Here is a 15,915-nt window from a genome sequence, read left to right as displayed (position 1 = left end):
TTCAGGGCAACAGCGGAAACGTCAGACCGCAGGCGGTTTTCGTGCTGCGCGAGGCTTTTTCTCGGCGGCTTTTTCCCCGGGAGGAATGACGGAGGACGCCGCAGCCGGTTTGGTTTTGGCCTTGGGCGCCGTCACCTTGACCTCGCCAGCCTTGCCATTGGCCGTCTTGCTGACGGTGGATTTGCTCGCCGGCGCCTTTGCCGGCTTTTTCGGCGCAAGGGCTTCGGCCTCGGCCAACTTGCGAGCCATTTCCCAGTGCCGGGCTTCCTGACCTTCAGGTTTTCCTTCTGACTCCCAGATCTGATAGGCAAACTCGCGGATGCGTTTATCGTCGGTACTCATCGCTATGCTCCTGCACTGAACTCAAGTGTCGGTAGTTTGGATAAAGAGATTGACCGGGAAATCCCCCAGCGCGGCGCTGATCATCAGCTCCCTGTTTTTTGTGACTGCGACGCCAGAAAAAAGTCCCTTCAGATTTTCCTCAGCGGTGGTGAACGGCAGACTGATGCGGGTATCGCCCCACTGCGGCGCATCCACGTGCGGTACGGCACTGTTTTCCAGCAGCGGCGCACAGCGGATTGGCACGATGACGATGGCGCGTTTTCCCTCCCATTGGCGAACAAACCCAAGCACCCTATGTGCCTGGTTGCCGATGACATCGAGTGCCTGGTAGGTGCCGTGGCGAAACAGTTCGGCATGCTCGGCACGCAGGTTCAGGGTCTGTGCGATCAAGGCTTGCTTGATGCGCCCGTCATGCCAGTGTTGCAACAGATCAGGCAGATCCAATGGTTGCGACAAGGCCTGTTGGCGGCTGGCGTAATCCACCGGGCGACGGTTGTCCGGATCAACCAGGCTGAAGTCCCAGAATTCGTCGCCCTGATAGAGATCCGGCACCCCAGGCACGGTCATGCGCAGCAAGGTTTGCGCCAATCCATTGAGGGCGCCGGGGACGGCGATGGTACGTGCCACCTTGCCAAGGGCGCTGCGCAGCAGGTCACCCTCCGGGCTCAGCAGCAGGCGCCGGGTGAAGTTTTCGCTGGCTTGTTCGTAAGCATCGTTGGGTGCACTCCAGCTACTTTGCAACTTGGCTTCGCGCAGGGCTTTGCGTTGCCATTGGCTGACACGCGCGGCGTAGGCTTCAAGCGCCGATGGGTCATCGGCCTGCAAATCGAGCGGCCAACTGCCAAGCAGTGCCTGATAAAGAATCAACTCGTCACCGGCAGACGGCATCTGGTCATCGTCGCGCAGTGGCCGGGCGAGGGCGCGCCACAGGCCGATCTGTTCAACGTACCATTTACTGCGCTCACTCAAGATCGCCAGGCGCGCGCGCGTATCTTCACCGCGCTTGTGGTCGTGGGTCGCGGTGGCGAGCAGGTTGTCGGGAAACAGTTCTAAGCGCTTGAGGCAGGCCTCATGGAAGTCAGCCACCGGCGCACTGAATTGCTCGGTGTTGAAACCGACGTCATTGCGTGACAGCAACACCGCGGAGCGATAGAACGCCGTGTCTTCCACGGCCTTCGCGGCGGCGGGTGAAGTCAGCTGCTGGAAACGTACGCAAGCATGCTTGAGGCGCTTGCGCAGGCGGCCGGCGGGGCGTTCGCGCCAGGTTTCACCGCCCAACCATTTAGCCAGGCAATCGAGCACCGGCCAGTCGGCTTCGCCCAGGGTTTGGCGGGCACCGTCCATGGCCTGCTGGAAAAACACCTCGTCCTGGGCTGACCGCCCAAGGGCGCTGATATAAGTGCGGTACACCGAAAAATGCACGATCAGTTCCTGCAAGGCGCGACGGATCGCGCCCAGCGTCAAATCGCGGGTCATGAGGTCATCGCGGGCCACCTGCAGCAAGGCCTGGGCTACGCTTTCGAAATCGCCGGCCAGTGAACCGTTGAGAATCTGCTGACGGGCCAGTTGTGCTTCCTGGCGGAAGTCGGCCGGGCGTTCGCTGTAGCGGTGCCAGACTTCACCCAAGGTGGTTTGCCCGTCGGGATCGTGTTGCAGCAGTGACAACTGATTCATGAATTCATAGCCGGTGGTGCCATCCACCCACCAATCACGGCGCAAGGTTTCACCGTTGCCAAGGATCTTCTCGACGTAGATCGGCAAGTGGCGGCTCGCTGACAGGCTTTCGACCCGCCGCCGCAATTTGCGGCAGTAGCCGCGCGGGTCGGCCAGACCGTCAATGTGATCGATGCGCAAACCGTCGATCAGCCCTTCAGCCACCAATTGGAAAATCTTCGCGTGGGTCGCCTCGAACACCGCTGGACGCTCCACCCGCAAACCACCCAACTCATTGACATCGAAAAAACGCCGCCAGTTGATGTCGTCTGCGGCGGTACGCCAACTGGCGAGGCGATAACTCTGCCGCTCCAGCAGATCGTGCAAGCGTTGGAAGCCTTCAGGGGCCAGCGAATCGTAGGCTTTGAGGTTGTGCTCGATGGTTTGCAGAATCGCGGGGTCGCTGGCCAGTTCGCGCAATTGATCCTTCAATGGACCCGCCAGACTGTGGGCGTCGGTCTGATAGCTCAAGGTGCTGAAGTGGTCCGCCAGCTGTTTGAGCAGCTCGTTGTCCGACTTGAGCAGTTCGCCGTAATGCATCGGGCAAATCGGAAAGTGGTGGTCGTAATGCTCGACATGAAAGGCACCGTTCTGCGCATCGAAGCGCAGGGGCAGTGTGCCATCCTGCAGGGCCACGCCATAATCGCTGCCGAGAAATGGCAGCAGCAGTTGGCCTTCCATCAACGGATCGGGCGAGTGCCATTGGATATCGAAGAACTCGCCGTACGGGCTCAAGCGTCCCCATTCCAGCAAATCCAGCCACCAGGGGTTGTCGCAACCACCCACAGCCATGTGGTTGGATACGATGTCGAGGATCAGCCCCATGCCTTGCCCGCGCAATGCGTCGACCAGGCGCCGCAATGCGGCCTCACCGCCGAGTTCCGGGTTGACCGAAGTCGGGTCGACCACGTCGTAGCCGTGCATGGAGCCGGCGCGGGCTTTCAACAAGGGCGAGGCATACACATGGCTGATCCCGAGGCGGGCGAAGTACGGCACCAGTGGCACGGCATCGTCCAGGGTGAAGCCTTTATGGAATTGCAGTCGCAGGGTTGCCCGCAAGGGCAGCGTCGTCACTTGATTCATTGGTCACGCTCGGCCGCCTGGAGTCGCGCACAAGCGAGCAGTTCCAGACGCCGGGCTGCGTCGGCGTTATCGAGCAGCGCTTCGCTGTAACCGGGCAGGCGTCGCGACCAGTTTGGGTGGGTATCGATGGTGCCGGGCAGGTTGGCCTGCTGTTCTATACCCAGCGCATCTTCCAGCGGCAGCAACACCAGCGGCGCGCGGGTGTGGCCGAGGAAGCGCACGCTGGCATCGAGCACCTGATCGGTCTCGTGGGACTCTTCGCGAAAGTTCTGCGGGTCCTGGCTCAGTGTCCGGCGCAAGCCTTCGCGCTCGCGTTCGCGGTGTTGACGCCATTCGATTTCGCCGCTGGCATCGACCAGGCCGAGGCGGGCGTTCCAGTCGATGTCGCGGCCATGCCACCAGCCATTGAGGGTCGGCAGGTCGTGGGTGCTGGTGGTCGCCAGGGCATTGTCCGGCCAGTCGAGGATCGGTTTGAAATGGGTGTTGTCCTGTTCAAACAGCAACACACGCATGCCCAGCATCGAGCGGGCGCTGAGTTTTTCCCGCAGGCCCTCGGGCACTGTGCCCAGGTCTTCGCCGAGGACGATGGCCTTGTGACGATGGGATTCGAGCGTCAGCAGACGCAGCAAGTCGTCAATCGGGTAGTAAAGGTAGGCGCCGTCGGCAGGCGGTGCGCCGTTAGGGATGACCCATAAACGTTGCAGGCCCATGACGTGGTCGATTCGCAGTCCGCCGGCGTGGGCGAAATTGGCCCGCAACATTTCGATGAAGGCACGAAAGCCGTTGCGTACCAGACCTTCGGGCGAAAATGCCGAAATCCCCCAGCCTTGGCCCGTGCGATTGAGAATGTCCGGTGGCGCGCCGACCGTCAGCGCGGCAAGCAATTCATCCTGACGACTCCAGGCCTGGCTGCCACCGCCATCGGCACCCACCGCCAGATCGGCGATCAGGCCGATGCTCATGCCACTGCTGCGGGCAGCGGCTTGTGCACGCTCCAGACAGCGGGTGATCAGCCATTGGCAGAAGGCGAAGAAGCCGATGCGTCCGGCATTCTCCTCAGCGAACTCAGCCAGCGCGGCGCTGCGCGGATTGCGCCATTGTTCCGGCCACTGGCGCCAGTCGAGGCTTTCTCCATTGGCGGCCCGTGTTTCCTGGATGGCCTCGAAGCGGCAATGGTTTTCCAGGGCTTCGCCACCGGCGTGGCGGAAACTGCTGAAGTCGGCGTGCAACGGGTGCTCGCCTTGTACGAAGCCTTCGTACAGCGCCTGCAACAGTTTGTGTTTGGCTGCCGCGGCGGCGGGCCAGTCGATCAGCGGCAACGCCTCAAGATCCTTGAGCTCGGCGCCCAGACCGGTGGCATCGATAGCGGCACGCATGGCCCGTTCGCCGAGAATGCTCCCCGGCGCGCAGTACAGACTGTTCAGAAACAGACGACTGGAGGGCGAATAAGGGCTGTAGCGTTCGGTATCGTTGCTGAACATCGCATGCAGCGGACTGATCGCCAGGGCCTCGGCGCCGCGCTCACCGGCGACCCGTGCCAGATCTTCCAGCGCCTGGGTATCACCGAATCCGCCATCGCCGGCTCGTCGCAAGGCATATAACTGAACGCTCAGGCCCCAGGCGCGGGGGATCGGACTGTCGACCGCATCGCCGACGCTGTAACAGCGCTCAGGGGCCACGGCCAGGGTAAAGGTTTGTCCGTCGATGGTGACGTGCTGATAACCCACCGGGATCAACCCAGGCAGAATCGCCTCGGCATCCAGTTTCAGATGCAGGCGGGAGCCGTCTTCCAAGTGAACTTCGCAGGGCGTTTCCGGCTGGAAGTAGCGGGCCAGGTCGAGCCCGCTGCCGACGTCCACGGTCATCAAAGGTGGCAGGTGCAGGGTGTCTTGTACCTGTTGCAGCTCTTGCAGGCTGGCGTCGATTTCCTGGGCACTTCCGGCCGGGTGACCAAGACCGGTGAGGACATTGCGCAGCACTGCGGGGGCGACTTTTTGCGGGCGGCCATTGGCGTCGATCCAGTCGACTGCCAGGCCCGCCCGGCTTGCAAGGATTTCCAGTTGCGCATCACTCATTGGCGCTCTCCATCGGGGGTAGCAAAGGGGCTGCGGCCGTGAGGCTGACAAGCGCGCAATACGGAGCCAGAGTGCCTCGGTCGAGCAAACTGGCGGACCGGGGCGGGTGTTCAAACAGCAACGAAGTTCTGGCCGACGCAGTGTGGAGTACAGGCGTGTCGCTTAGGTTCAGGTCAATGTGCAACAAACTGCCGTCGCCCAACCGCCAGGACGCGCTGACTGCACCGACGCCCAGGACGTCGGCATCCAGGGCCTGGGTGCCGGGCAGGCGCGGGATGATCTGCTGGTGGCGGATCTGCAACAGCTGGCGATACAAGGCGTGCATCGGCGAAGTCTGGTTGTGCGCCAGATTCGGCCGTGACGCTTTGAAGGTCTGCGGGTCGTTGGGATCGGGAATCTGCTCGCGTCTATGCGGATCGGCGAAGGCGCTGAAGGCAGCAAACTCATTGCGCCTTCCTTCCCGTACCAGCTGTGCCAACTCGCCGTGATGACTGGTGAAAAACAGAAACGGCTGCTGCGCAGCGAATTCCTCGCCCATGAACATCAGCGGAATCATCGGCGAAAGCAGCAGCAATACGGTTGCAGCTTTCAGTGCATCGGGATGGGCCAATTGGTGCAGGCGCTCGCCGAATGCCCGGTTGCCGATCTGGTCATGGTTCTGCAGGAACAGTACGAAAGCGCTGGGCGGCAAATGACCGCTGGGCTCGCCACGGGGTTCGCCATGGCGGTTGATATGGCCCTGGAACACGAAACCCTGGCTGAGGCAGCGGGCCAGTTGTTGCGTAGGGTTGTTCGCGTAATCGACGTAATAAGCGTCGGTTTCGCCGGTCAGCAGCACGTGCAGCGCATTGTGGCCATCGTCGTTCCACTGCGCGTCGTAGCCTTTTTCCAACAGGCTCGACTGATTGTGTTCGTTTTCCACGGTAAGCCAGATATGTCGCGCGGGGTCCGTCTGCTGGCGCACCCGTTGAGCAAGCTCCTGGAGAAAGTCCGGGTCCTCTATGGCATGCACCGCGTCCAGGCGCAAACCGTCGAAGCGGTACTCCATCAACCACATCAAGGCGTTGTCGATGAAGAAATCCCGCACCTCGCGCCGCCGGAAGTCGATCGCCGCGCCCCACGGCGTGTGCTTGTCCTCGCGGAAGAAGCTTTTGGCGTAGCGATGCAGGTAATTGCCGTCCGGCCCGAAGTGGTTGTAGACCACGTCGAGAATCACCGCCAGACCATGGCCGTGGGCCGTGTCGATCAAGTGCTTGAGTTGTTCGGGCGTCCCGTATGAAGCTTGCGGCGCGTACGGCAACACGCCGTCGTAACCCCAATTGCGCGCTCCGGGAAATTGCGCGATAGGCATCAATTCGATCACGGTCACGCCCAGTTCGACCAGGCGCGACAGATGCTGCTCGACCGCCTCAAAGCCGCCGAGCAGACCTACGTGCAACTCGTAGATCACCGCTTCGTGCCACGGTCGCCCCTGCCAGGCGCTGTTCTGCCATTGATAAGCCAGCGGATCGACCACCACGCTGGGTTGGTCGATACCACCAGACTGGGCACGGGAGGCCGGGTCAGGCACCTCTATCTCGCCATCAATGTTGTAGCGATAGCGAGTTCCCGCCGGGCAACGGGTGTTGATCACGAACCAGCCGTCGGCCTGGGGCATCAACGGCAAGGATTGTCCATTTTCCAATTCGACACTGACGTAAAACGCATCTGGCGCCCACAACGCGAATCGCGTTTGTTCTGCGTCCAGCTTGATTGCGCCGTGGGGCCAGGTCTCAAGGGTCCGTAACGGCATTTGCAAAACCTCTTATTGTTTGTGCGATTTCCCCAAGGCCTTGGCCACCAGTTGTTCATAGAGTTCGGCATAGGGTTCGACGGCTTTGCACCAGTTGAACGGTGCTGCCATGGCTCGGCAACGCATGGCGTGCAACAAGTCCGGAAATGCGAAGACCTTGAACGCGCGGCTCAGGGCCTCCTGATAACTCTCGACCGTGGATTCATCGAACAGGAAACCGGTCACGCCGTTTTCAATGGTGTCGGCCAGGCCCCCGGTATTGCGCGCCACCGGCAGGGAGCCGAAGCGCTGGGCGTACATCTGGCTCAGGCCGCAAGGTTCATAGCGTGAAGGCATCAACAGGAAATCGCTGCCGGCGAACATGCGCCGGGCATCGGTTTCGTTAAAGCCGATGCGCACGCCGACCTGCCCGGGGAACCGCAAGGCCAGCTCGCGCATCGCTTGTTCTTCTTCCGGCTCGCCACGACCGATGATCGCGATTTGGCCACCGGATTTGACGATGTATTCGGAAACCGCTTCGGTAAGGTCCAGGCCTTTCTGGTAAACCAGACGTGAAACCACGGCAAACAGCGGACCTTCGGAGTCGTCGAGGCCAAACAACTCGCGTACATGGGCGGCGTTGGCGGCCTTGCCGTCCCAGTCACCGATGCTGAACGGGCAGAGCAAGTGCGCGTCAGTGGCGGCGTCCCAGCTTTCATCGATACCGTTGGGAATGCCGCTGAGCAAACCTTGCTGGGTCTTGGCGGCGAGAAAGCCGTCGAGACCGCAGCCGAAATCCGGTGTAGTGATTTCCTGGGCGTAGGTCGCGCTGACGGTGGTGATGTGGCTCGAGTAGGCCATGCCGGCCTTGAGGAACGACATCTTGCCGTAGAACTCCATGCCTTCCTGTTGCAGTGCGTGATGGGGAATACCCAGTTCCGGGCAGGAACCCAGACTGGTCACGCCTTGATAGGCGAGGTTATGGATGGTGAACAGCGTCGGGGTACGCTGCCCGCGCCAGTGCATATAGGCAGGCGCCAGGCCGGCCGGCCAATCGTGGGCGTGCACCAGGTCCGGGCACCAGTGGATTTGGGCGAGGTTGGCGGCGATATCGGCAGCGGCCAGACCGAGGCGGGCGAAACGAATGTGATTGTCCGGCCAGTCGCGGCCATTGTTGGCGCCATAAGGCGAACCTTCGCGCTCGTAGAGTTCAGGGCAGATCAACACGTAAATGACCAAGCCATCGGGCATGTCCATGCGCCCGATCTTGCACGGCGGCAATGCGGCATGACCGCCAAGCTCGCCAATGATGTGAATCGGATTTTCGCTGTGCAGCACTTGCGGGTAACCCGGAATCAAAACCCGTACATCGTGCAAGTGCGCCATGGCGCGGGGCAGTGCAGCGGAAACGTCGCCCAAACCTCCGGTTTTCACCAGGTCGGCGATTTCCGAGGTCACGAACAAGACTTTTTTCTTGTTCGGATTTCGGCTGGCCACGGGAGCCAGTGTCTTGGTGCCGGGAACGCTGATCGATTGGGAAGCCGGTGCACTCACAGTGCTTGATTCGCCGACATGCTGATGAGCACGTTCTCCCTGAACATCTAAAGCCGCACTAATCATATGAATCTCCCGCGTTGTTGATCTTCTTAGGCCTGGCAGACGGTGTTTCGTGGCCAAATCCTGTGGCCGGGCGCTGAAGCGCTGCGCATCAGTGAGCAAGCGCTGCCCAATGCGCTGTAGCAAGATGGGTGGAGTAGCCATTGCAAGGATTGCACCAGTCGCATCGCAGCTTCCTTTTAGTCGACCGACCACGCGTGGCAAAAGTTTCGACTTTTTTCCCACTTTGTGACCGACTGGTTTTACCCCCCGAAAATGAGTCTAGGCCAGAAGTTAGAGCGGTAAAGTGCAGATGGCAAAATTGTTCGACAATCGGTTGACGAGGTACGAGCGTGCCGGATTTGGGGGCTTACGCACCGACGAAGGGCAGGTTTTTTTGCAGTTTTGTCAGGAAATGAAGCAGTACTGTCACATCGGTGTGCGTCTGTGAACAGCGGCAATGCACCATTGCAGTGCAGGCTCTTGGGTGGTCGCCATGAGTACGGGTCTCATCGCGAGCAAGCTTTGCTCCTACAGGTCGCTTCAGTAGGAGCAAAGCTTGCTCGCGATGAACGATAACGCGGTATCCGTTGAGTACACGAACGGGCTGACCCCACGAATCGCCAATCAGCGTCATTGGCACCGCCTTCAGCCTTGCCTCAATTAACGCACAGGGTTGGTTTTGTTCAGCCAGTCGAGCAGGGCCTTGTGGAATTGCGCCGGTTCTTCCATTTGCGGGGCGTGGCCCATGCCGGGGAATTCGACCAGTGTCGATTGGGGAATCAGTTTTGCCACCTGCTTGCCGAGTACGTCGTAACGGCCGATCTTCGCCTTGACCTCGGGTGAAGCGAGGTCCTTGTTGATGGCGGTGCTGTCGGCCGTGCCGATCAACAACAGGGTCGGCATCTTCAAGTCCTTGAACTCGTAATACACCGGCTGGGTGAAGATCATGTCGTAGATCAGTGCCGAGTTCCATGCGACCTGAGCCTTGCCCGGGCCTTTGGCCAGACCGGCGTACATGTCTACCCAACGATCAAACTCCGGTTTCCAGCGCCCGTCGTAATAGGTGCTGCGCTGATAATCATGAATGCCCTGCGCGTTGACCTTCAGCTCACGTTCGTACCACTGATCGACGGTGCGGTACGGGACGCCGAGGGCCTTCCAGTCTTCCAGGCCGATGGGATTGACCATCGCCAGTTGTTCAACCTGATCGGGATACTGCAGCGCATAGCGGGTGGCGAGCATGCCACCGGTAGAGTGGCCGAGCAGGGTGGCTTTCTGGATGCCGAGGGCTTTGAGCAATTGCTGGGTGTTGCTCGCCAATTGCTGGAACGTGTACTGATAGTGGTCAGGCTTGCTGGATGTGCAGAAACCGATCTGGTCCGGGGCGATGACCCGGTAACCGGCGTCACTCAGTGCCTTGATCGAGGTTTCCCAGGTGGCCCCGCAGAAATTCTTGCCGTGCATCAGCACCACGCTGCGCCCGTTGGCCTTGCCATGGGCGGCGACGTCCATGTAACCCATTTGCAGGGATTTGCCCTGGGATTGGAAGGCAAAGTGTTTGACGGTGTAAGGGTATGCAAAACCTTGTAATTCAGGACCGTACGCCGGGCCTTCAGCGGCAAGGGCCGGCAGTGCGGCGGTGAGCAGCAGGCCGGCAAACCAGTGTGAGCGGGTCAAGGGCATAGGTGAACTCCATTGGAAATCCGCCGATCCTGGATCGGCATGATTAGGGCGACATTAAACAGGCAATCGCCACCACGGTTGGTTCAACCCATCCAGCCCAAAGTGGCCAATGCCAGTACGCCATAGCGGGCGCCCTTGGCCAGGGTCACGATCAGCAGGAATCGCCCCAGCGGCTCACGCAACACACCGGCCACCAGCGTCAGCGGGTCGCCGATGATCGGCAGCCAACTGAGCAGCAGTGACCAATGTCCGTAGCGCTGATAGTGGATACGGGCTTTTTCCAGGTGAGCAGGGCTGACCGGGAACCAGCGCCGGTCACGGTAGCGTTCAACGGCGCGGCCCAACCACCAGTTCACCAGCGAGCCGAGGACATTGCCCAGTGTCGCCACTGCCAACAATGCCCATAGCCAGTATTTGTCGCTGAGCAGCAAGCCCACCAGCAGGGCTTCGGACTGCAACGGCAACAAGGTCGCGGCACCAAATGCCGCCAGGAACAAACCGATATAGGCGCCGAAAATCAATGGGCCGGGTAGTCGGCCACGACCACATCCGTGCCGTCCTTTTTCAGGCCGATCACCTGATAGGCATCGCTCATGCCGTCCATCTCCATGCCGGGCGAGCCCATGGGCATGCCGGGCGCGGCCACGCCCAGCAGGTCGTTGCGTTTGCTCAGGGCCAGCACCTGATCGGCCGGGACATGGCCTTCAACGAATTTGCCGTTGACCAGCCCGGTGTGGCAAGACGCCAGACGCGGCGGTACGCCATGCTGTTGCTTGAACTCACTCATGTTGGCTTCGACGTGGTCCTCGACCTTGAAGCCGTTGGCTTCCAGGTGAGTGATCCATTTTTTGCAGCAGCCGCAATTGGCGTCGCGGTGGACTTCGATCGGGATCAGGTCAGCGGCCTGGGCCAGGGAAGAAATGAAGAGGGCGCTCAAGGCAGCCAGACGCAGAGAGTTTCGCATGACGGGTCAAGTCTCGGATTGCGGGCGAAAAAACGCATTCTGACCGGTTTTTCCGGGCAGGCATTCATGGTTTGTTTCAAAGTACTACGGCGCAGTGCAGCCCTATTATCGTAGATCAAGGCTGTCAGGCAGATGAGGGCGGCATGACAAATTTGTCAGCCGGGGCGACGCTCAGGCAGTTGATGTAACATGTGGCCCCGGTTGCAACGCCCATCTCCACTGAACGGTAGGGATCTGGCAGCAATCGGGTACACAGCGCATACACTTATTCAGATTCAGGAACTGCAATGACCCAGTCGCAACGTTTGAAATATTCGATTCTGATCTCCCTGGTGGTCCTGGGGATCATGTTTGGCCTTTCGTATTTGCAGAACACCGGTGTCATCAGTGAAAAACTGTTCCAGTACATCGCCATTGGCGTGGCGGTGATCGTGGTCGTGATCAATGGCGTGATGCGTCGCAAGGTGAAGCCCTGAGCCGTGAGGCTCAAGGCCACTTGATCAATCGTTGTGCAGCACCGCGGCGGCCCGTGGGTCGAGGCTGTAGCTTTTGTCCGGGTTGAGGACGATCACGCCCTCGCTGCACAGACGTTTCAACACCTCGCGCACACTCAGAAAGGACAGGGGAATATCCAGTTCCAGCAAATGACTGTGTACACCGCGCACGCCCAGGCTGCGGTCGCTTTCGGCGGCTGTCAGCAAAGCGTCGATGACTTTCAGGCGAATCAGACTCGTTCGCAAGCCAAAGCTTTTGAGCAGGAAGCGAATCCTCTCGTTGCCATTGCGCTCGGTACGCTGGTCGAAAACGCCGACCCCAATGGAGGTGCTCTTTGGCGCGTTGCTACCGTCCGTTGGCAGATGCGAGTTGTACATTGCAAAACTCCTTTTCAGAGCCTGATCAGGAAAAATGGGGCGCTCTTGCATAACAAGACGTATGAGCGACCCAAATAATGAAGACTTGAATGTAGAAATTTCGTCGTCATTACGTCACCGCTCTGTCGGGCGCCTCTGGATGGCAGTTCATTCTCCTAAATTTTTGTCGTTTGCTTCGTCCCTGAAAGGATGCGCAGTGCGTGTCAGTACGCAGAACTGTGACCATTGTTTTTCGATCAGGAGCGAGTGTGATTATTTCCAGCCAGTTAACCAGGTTGAGCCTGGCAGGTTTGTTCTTGGGGCTCAGTCTCGCGGCGAATGCACGCAGCCAGCCTGAGCAGGCGAGTGCCGATATCCGCCGGACCACGTTCGGTGTTCCGCACATTCGTGCCGAAAACGAGCGAGGGCTCGGTTATGGCATCGGCTATGCCTACGCTCAGGATAACCTGTGTTTGCTGGCGAATGAGATCGTCACGGTGAACGGTCAACGCTCGCGTTATTTCGGCCCTGATCAATTCACGTTGGAAGAGCGAGCAAACCTGGCCAGCGACTTGTTTTTCAATGGCTTGAACACAGAGCAGGCGGTCAGCGGGTTCTGGCGGGCACAAACCCCTGAAGTGCGCGAACTGATGGAAGGTTATGTGGCCGGCTACAACCGATTCCTGTCGCAAAGCCGAGGGCAGGGGCTACCGGCGCAATGTCAGGGCGACTGGGTGCGGGAAATCACCACCACGGACCTGGTCAAGTTGACTCGACGGCTGTTGGTCGAAGGGGGGATCGGGCAATTTGCCGAGGCGGTGGCGGGGGCGACACCCCCGACTGCCGTCGCCACCCATGCCGGTGAGCGCGCGTCATTTCAGCTGGCTGCTTCGCGCCTGCAGCGTTTTGCCCTCGACCGCGGCAGCAATGCGGTGGCGGTGGGCAGCGAGCGCTCCTTCAACGGCCGTGGCATGTTGTTGGCAAACCCTCATTTTCCGTGGGTCGGCGGCATGCGTTTCTATCAGATGCACCTGACCATTGCGGGCAAACTGGATGTGATGGGGGCTGCATTGCCGGGCCTGCCGTTGATCAATATCGGTTTCAACCGGCATTTGGCCTGGACCCACACCGTGGACACGTCCAAGCATTTCACCCTGTACCGCTTGCAACTCGATCCAAAGGATCCGACCCGCTATCTGCTCGACGGCCAGTCACTGCCGATGCACAGGCAAGCACTGACCGTGGATGTGAAGCAAGCCGATGGAACGGTCAAAGCCATTTCCCACGTGGTGTACAGCTCGCAGTTCGGCCCGATCGTGCAATGGCCCGGCAAACTGGATTGGGATAACCAGTTTGCCTACAGCCTGCGTGATGCCAACCTGGAAAACGATCGGGTGTTGGCCCAGTGGTACGCGATGAATCGCGCTGATAGCCTTGAAGCGTTTCAGGCCAGTGTCAACAAGATCCAGGGCATCCCTTGGGTCAATACGCTGGCGGCGGATGACAAGGGGCAAACCCTGTACATGAATCTGTCGGTGGTGCCCAACGTCGGTGCCGAGAAACTGGCGCAGTGCAGCGATCCGCGTATCGGTCTGGAAATGATCATTCTCGACGGTTCGAACAGTGCGTGCGCGTGGGACATTGACCCGCGGGCCGCGCAGAAAGGCATTTATGCAGCAGACAAGCTGCCGCAACTGTTGCGCAAGGACTTTGTGCAGCATTCCAATGATTCGGCTTGGATGGCCAACCCGGCGCAACCGTTGACCGGTTACTCGCCGCTGATCAGCCAGGACAATCAGCCATTGGGTTTGCGTGCGCGATTCGCCCTGCAACGGTTGGGCAGACTGACCCAGGCGGGAACGCTCAGCGCGCAGGATCTGCAACACATGGTGATGGATGATCAGGTCTATCAGGCCGCACAAGTGATGTCGGACCTGCTGCAGTTCTGCGCCGATGGTCTTGGCACCGATGCGAAAACGCTGGCCCCGCTGTGCGCCAGTTTCAAGGCCTGGGACCGCAAGGCAAATCTGGACAGTGGCCTGGGCTTCGTACACTTCCAGAATGTCATGGAAGCTTTGCAGCAAATGCCGGATGTCTGGCGTGTAGCGTTCGATCCCAAAGACCCGCAACACACGCCACGGGGGTTGGCGCTTGATCGTCCGCACGTGGTGAAAGCGTTGCGCCAGGCGATGTTGGCCTCGGTGGAGCAGGTCAACGCCTCTGGGCTGAAGCAGGCCACGCGCTGGGGTGATGTTCAAGTCGTCAGCAGCGGTGGCCAGCAAACGCCGATTCACGGTGGGCCGGGAACATTGGGCGTCTACAACGCCATCCAGAGTGTGCCCCGCAGCGACGGCAAACGCGAAGTTGTCAGCGGCACCAGCTACTTGCAGGTGGTGACGTTCGATGAGAACGGTCCGCAGGCCAAAGGTGTGTTGGCGTTCTCGCTCTCCAGTGACCCGTCTTCGAAGTACGCGCGGGATCAGACTGAGGCATTTTCGAAAAAACAGTTGAGTGTGCTGCCGTTCACCGAGCAACAGATCCAGGCCGATCCGCACTATCAGGCCATGACCCTGCGCGAGCAGGATGAAAGAACCGGGAAGGTGGCGGCACAGTAAACACTGCTGCAGCCGTTGAATGAAAGGCCGCACTCGGCAAAGGATGCGGCCTTTCAGCTTTTCGGCGGTTGTTGCGGGATGGAGTTGAGGACCGGGTTGCCCTCTTTGTTGCGGGTCAGGTAGACCGGCAGCACTTTGGGCAGGGTTGCCACCAGGCTATTGAGTTCCTTGATGTTGTAGATACCCCCAATCCGGATCGCGCCGGTATTGTGGTCGGCAACCATCAACGGGTTTTCCAGGTAGCGGTTGATCAATGGCAACGCATCGTTGAGCGCCAGGTCATCGAGTACCAATTTGCCGTTGAGCCAGGCCAGCGCGTTGTCGTTGTCGTAGGTCTGGCTGATCCGCGGAATGTAATCGCCCTGGCGGTAACTGGCCTGCATCGACGGGCCAAGCCTCAAACCATCTCCCGGCAGGTCATCATTGCTGCTGACCAGCACCGATCCTTCGATCAGATTCACTTTGACCTGGTCTTCATACATCCAGACATTGAACCTGGTACCGGTGACGCGGATCTTGCCTTCAGCCGCCTTGACCACGAAAGGATGGCCAGTGTCATGGCTGACGCTGAAAAACGCTTCGCCCTTTTTCAGAGTGACCTGACGACGATCCTTGTAATTGCTGTAGGTCAGCTCGCTGCCCAGGTTCAGTTCGACTTTGCTGCCGTCATTCAAAGTGACCTGGCGTATGTTGTTGGTCGCTTCAAAGTGCTGGTATGAATTGGGCAGCCAGCCCAGATTCCAGCCGCTGTAGGCCGCCAGCGGCAGTGCCAGTACACAGACGGCGGCGGCCATGCCAACGGTGCGCCATGGAGACTGTGACTTGACGGGCACCATCGGCACGACGACAGCAGGCTCTGGACGAGGCAAATCCCCCGCGACATCCCAGATTTCCAGCATGGCTTCGTACTCGAAGGCATGAAGCGGGTGTGCACTGCGCCACTGCTCGAACGCCAGACGCTCCTGCGCGGTGCAGTCTTCGGCGTGCAAGCGCATGCACCAATGCGCTGCGGCATCGGTGATGGCGTCGTATTCGTCTTGGGAGAGAGAGTGGTCGGTCATTGACTCATCCTGATTTGCGCCATTCTAACCTTGAGGGCGGCCGGCGAGAAACATCGGTCATGGCAATTAACCATCAAAGAGTGTTTATTTTTACCGGGATGCCCGTAAACACGGGGACGCCAGGTTTTATTCGTTGTCAGTGTGAAAAAACATTCACG

At 59.8% G+C, this 15,915-nt stretch carries 12 protein-coding genes; 2 read left to right on the top strand and 10 right to left on the bottom strand.

What is annotated here, in order from left to right; genetic code table 11:
* Positions 1-21: 21 nt before the first annotated feature.
* The 8 genes from D8U73_RS20680 to D8U73_RS20645 form a co-directional block, all read right to left on the bottom strand.
* Entirely contained in the window at positions 22-342 is a 321-nt protein-coding gene (locus D8U73_RS20680) for a DUF2934 domain-containing protein (RefSeq protein WP_056855482.1), read from the bottom strand.
* 21 nt (positions 343-363) lie between these two features.
* Positions 364-3,138, bottom strand: a complete 2,775-nt coding sequence (locus D8U73_RS20675; RefSeq protein ID WP_130905630.1) for a malto-oligosyltrehalose synthase — start codon at positions 3,136-3,138, stop codon at positions 364-366.
* On the bottom strand, positions 3,135-5,213 hold the full coding sequence (gene malQ / locus D8U73_RS20670; RefSeq protein ID WP_056855480.1) for a 4-alpha-glucanotransferase: 2,079 nt from the start codon (positions 5,211-5,213) through the stop codon (positions 3,135-3,137). Before malQ ends, D8U73_RS20675 begins: the two co-directional genes overlap by 4 nt.
* The gene (gene treZ, locus D8U73_RS20665; RefSeq protein ID WP_130905629.1) at positions 5,206-7,005 is read right to left on the bottom strand and encodes a malto-oligosyltrehalose trehalohydrolase; all 1,800 of its coding nucleotides are present in this window, start codon (positions 7,003-7,005) and stop codon (positions 5,206-5,208) included. Before treZ ends, malQ begins: the two co-directional genes overlap by 8 nt.
* 12 nt (positions 7,006-7,017) lie before the next feature.
* Entirely contained in the window at positions 7,018-8,604 is a 1,587-nt protein-coding gene (gene glgA, locus D8U73_RS20660) for a glycogen synthase GlgA (RefSeq protein WP_130905628.1), read from the bottom strand.
* A 639-nt stretch (positions 8,605-9,243) separates the two neighbouring features.
* A complete protein-coding gene (locus D8U73_RS20655) occupies positions 9,244-10,266 on the bottom strand; it encodes an alpha/beta hydrolase (protein WP_056855477.1) in 1,023 nt (340 codons plus the stop codon).
* 83 nt (positions 10,267-10,349) lie between these two features.
* A complete protein-coding gene (locus tag D8U73_RS20650; protein WP_056855598.1) occupies positions 10,350-10,784 on the bottom strand; it encodes a YqaA family protein in 435 nt (144 codons plus the stop codon).
* Positions 10,784-11,230 carry a DUF411 domain-containing protein gene (locus D8U73_RS20645; protein ID WP_130905627.1) on the bottom strand — a complete coding sequence of 149 codons (447 nt, stop codon included), beginning with the start codon at positions 11,228-11,230 and terminating at the stop codon, positions 10,784-10,786. Before D8U73_RS20645 ends, D8U73_RS20650 begins: the two co-directional genes overlap by 1 nt.
* 287 nt (positions 11,231-11,517) lie before the next feature.
* Between D8U73_RS20645 and D8U73_RS20640 the strand changes: the two genes are divergently transcribed.
* Complete coding sequence (locus D8U73_RS20640) at positions 11,518-11,706, top strand: hypothetical protein (protein WP_028620074.1); 189 nt, start codon at positions 11,518-11,520, stop codon at positions 11,704-11,706.
* A 24-nt stretch (positions 11,707-11,730) separates the two neighbouring features.
* Here D8U73_RS20640 and D8U73_RS20635 read toward each other — a convergent pair whose 3' ends face one another.
* Complete coding sequence (locus D8U73_RS20635; RefSeq protein ID WP_056855475.1) at positions 11,731-12,102, bottom strand: hypothetical protein; 372 nt, start codon at positions 12,100-12,102, stop codon at positions 11,731-11,733.
* A 248-nt stretch (positions 12,103-12,350) separates the two neighbouring features.
* Between D8U73_RS20635 and D8U73_RS20630 the strand changes: the two genes are divergently transcribed.
* Positions 12,351-14,696: an acylase gene (locus D8U73_RS20630; protein WP_130905626.1), complete on the top strand. Its 2,346-nt coding sequence runs from the start codon at positions 12,351-12,353 to the stop codon at positions 14,694-14,696.
* Positions 14,697-14,749: 53 nt separating this feature from the next.
* Here D8U73_RS20630 and D8U73_RS20625 read toward each other — a convergent pair whose 3' ends face one another.
* On the bottom strand, positions 14,750-15,757 hold the full coding sequence (locus D8U73_RS20625) for a FecR family protein (protein ID WP_130905625.1): 1,008 nt from the start codon (positions 15,755-15,757) through the stop codon (positions 14,750-14,752).
* Positions 15,758-15,915: the final 158 nt, after the last annotated feature.

It is taken from the genome of Pseudomonas sp. Sample_22 (genome assembly GCF_004307635.1).
In the GTDB taxonomy this organism is placed as follows: domain Bacteria; phylum Pseudomonadota; class Gammaproteobacteria; order Pseudomonadales; family Pseudomonadaceae; genus Aquipseudomonas.
The sequence above is the reverse complement of the archived record's forward strand: the minus strand, read 5'-3'. Positions and strand labels throughout refer to the sequence as shown.

Coding starts and splice junctions, on each gene's coding strand:
- malQ (WP_056855480.1), bottom strand. CDS start 5,213: ATGAGTGATGCGCAACTGGAAATCCTTGCAAGCCGGGCGGGCCTGGCA.
- D8U73_RS20655 (WP_056855477.1), bottom strand. CDS start 10,266: ATGCCCTTGACCCGCTCACACTGGTTTGCCGGCCTGCTGCTCACCGCC.
- glgA (WP_130905628.1), bottom strand. CDS start 8,604: ATGATTAGTGCGGCTTTAGATGTTCAGGGAGAACGTGCTCATCAGCAT.
- treZ (WP_130905629.1), bottom strand. CDS start 7,005: ATGCCGTTACGGACCCTTGAGACCTGGCCCCACGGCGCAATCAAGCTG.
- D8U73_RS20635 (WP_056855475.1), bottom strand. CDS start 12,102: ATGTACAACTCGCATCTGCCAACGGACGGTAGCAACGCGCCAAAGAGC.
- D8U73_RS20645 (WP_130905627.1), bottom strand. CDS start 11,230: ATGCGAAACTCTCTGCGTCTGGCTGCCTTGAGCGCCCTCTTCATTTCT.
- D8U73_RS20625 (WP_130905625.1), bottom strand. CDS start 15,757: ATGACCGACCACTCTCTCTCCCAAGACGAATACGACGCCATCACCGAT.
- D8U73_RS20675 (WP_130905630.1), bottom strand. CDS start 3,138: ATGAATCAAGTGACGACGCTGCCCTTGCGGGCAACCCTGCGACTGCAA.
- D8U73_RS20640 (WP_028620074.1), top strand. CDS start 11,518: ATGACCCAGTCGCAACGTTTGAAATATTCGATTCTGATCTCCCTGGTG.
- D8U73_RS20680 (WP_056855482.1), bottom strand. CDS start 342: ATGAGTACCGACGATAAACGCATCCGCGAGTTTGCCTATCAGATCTGG.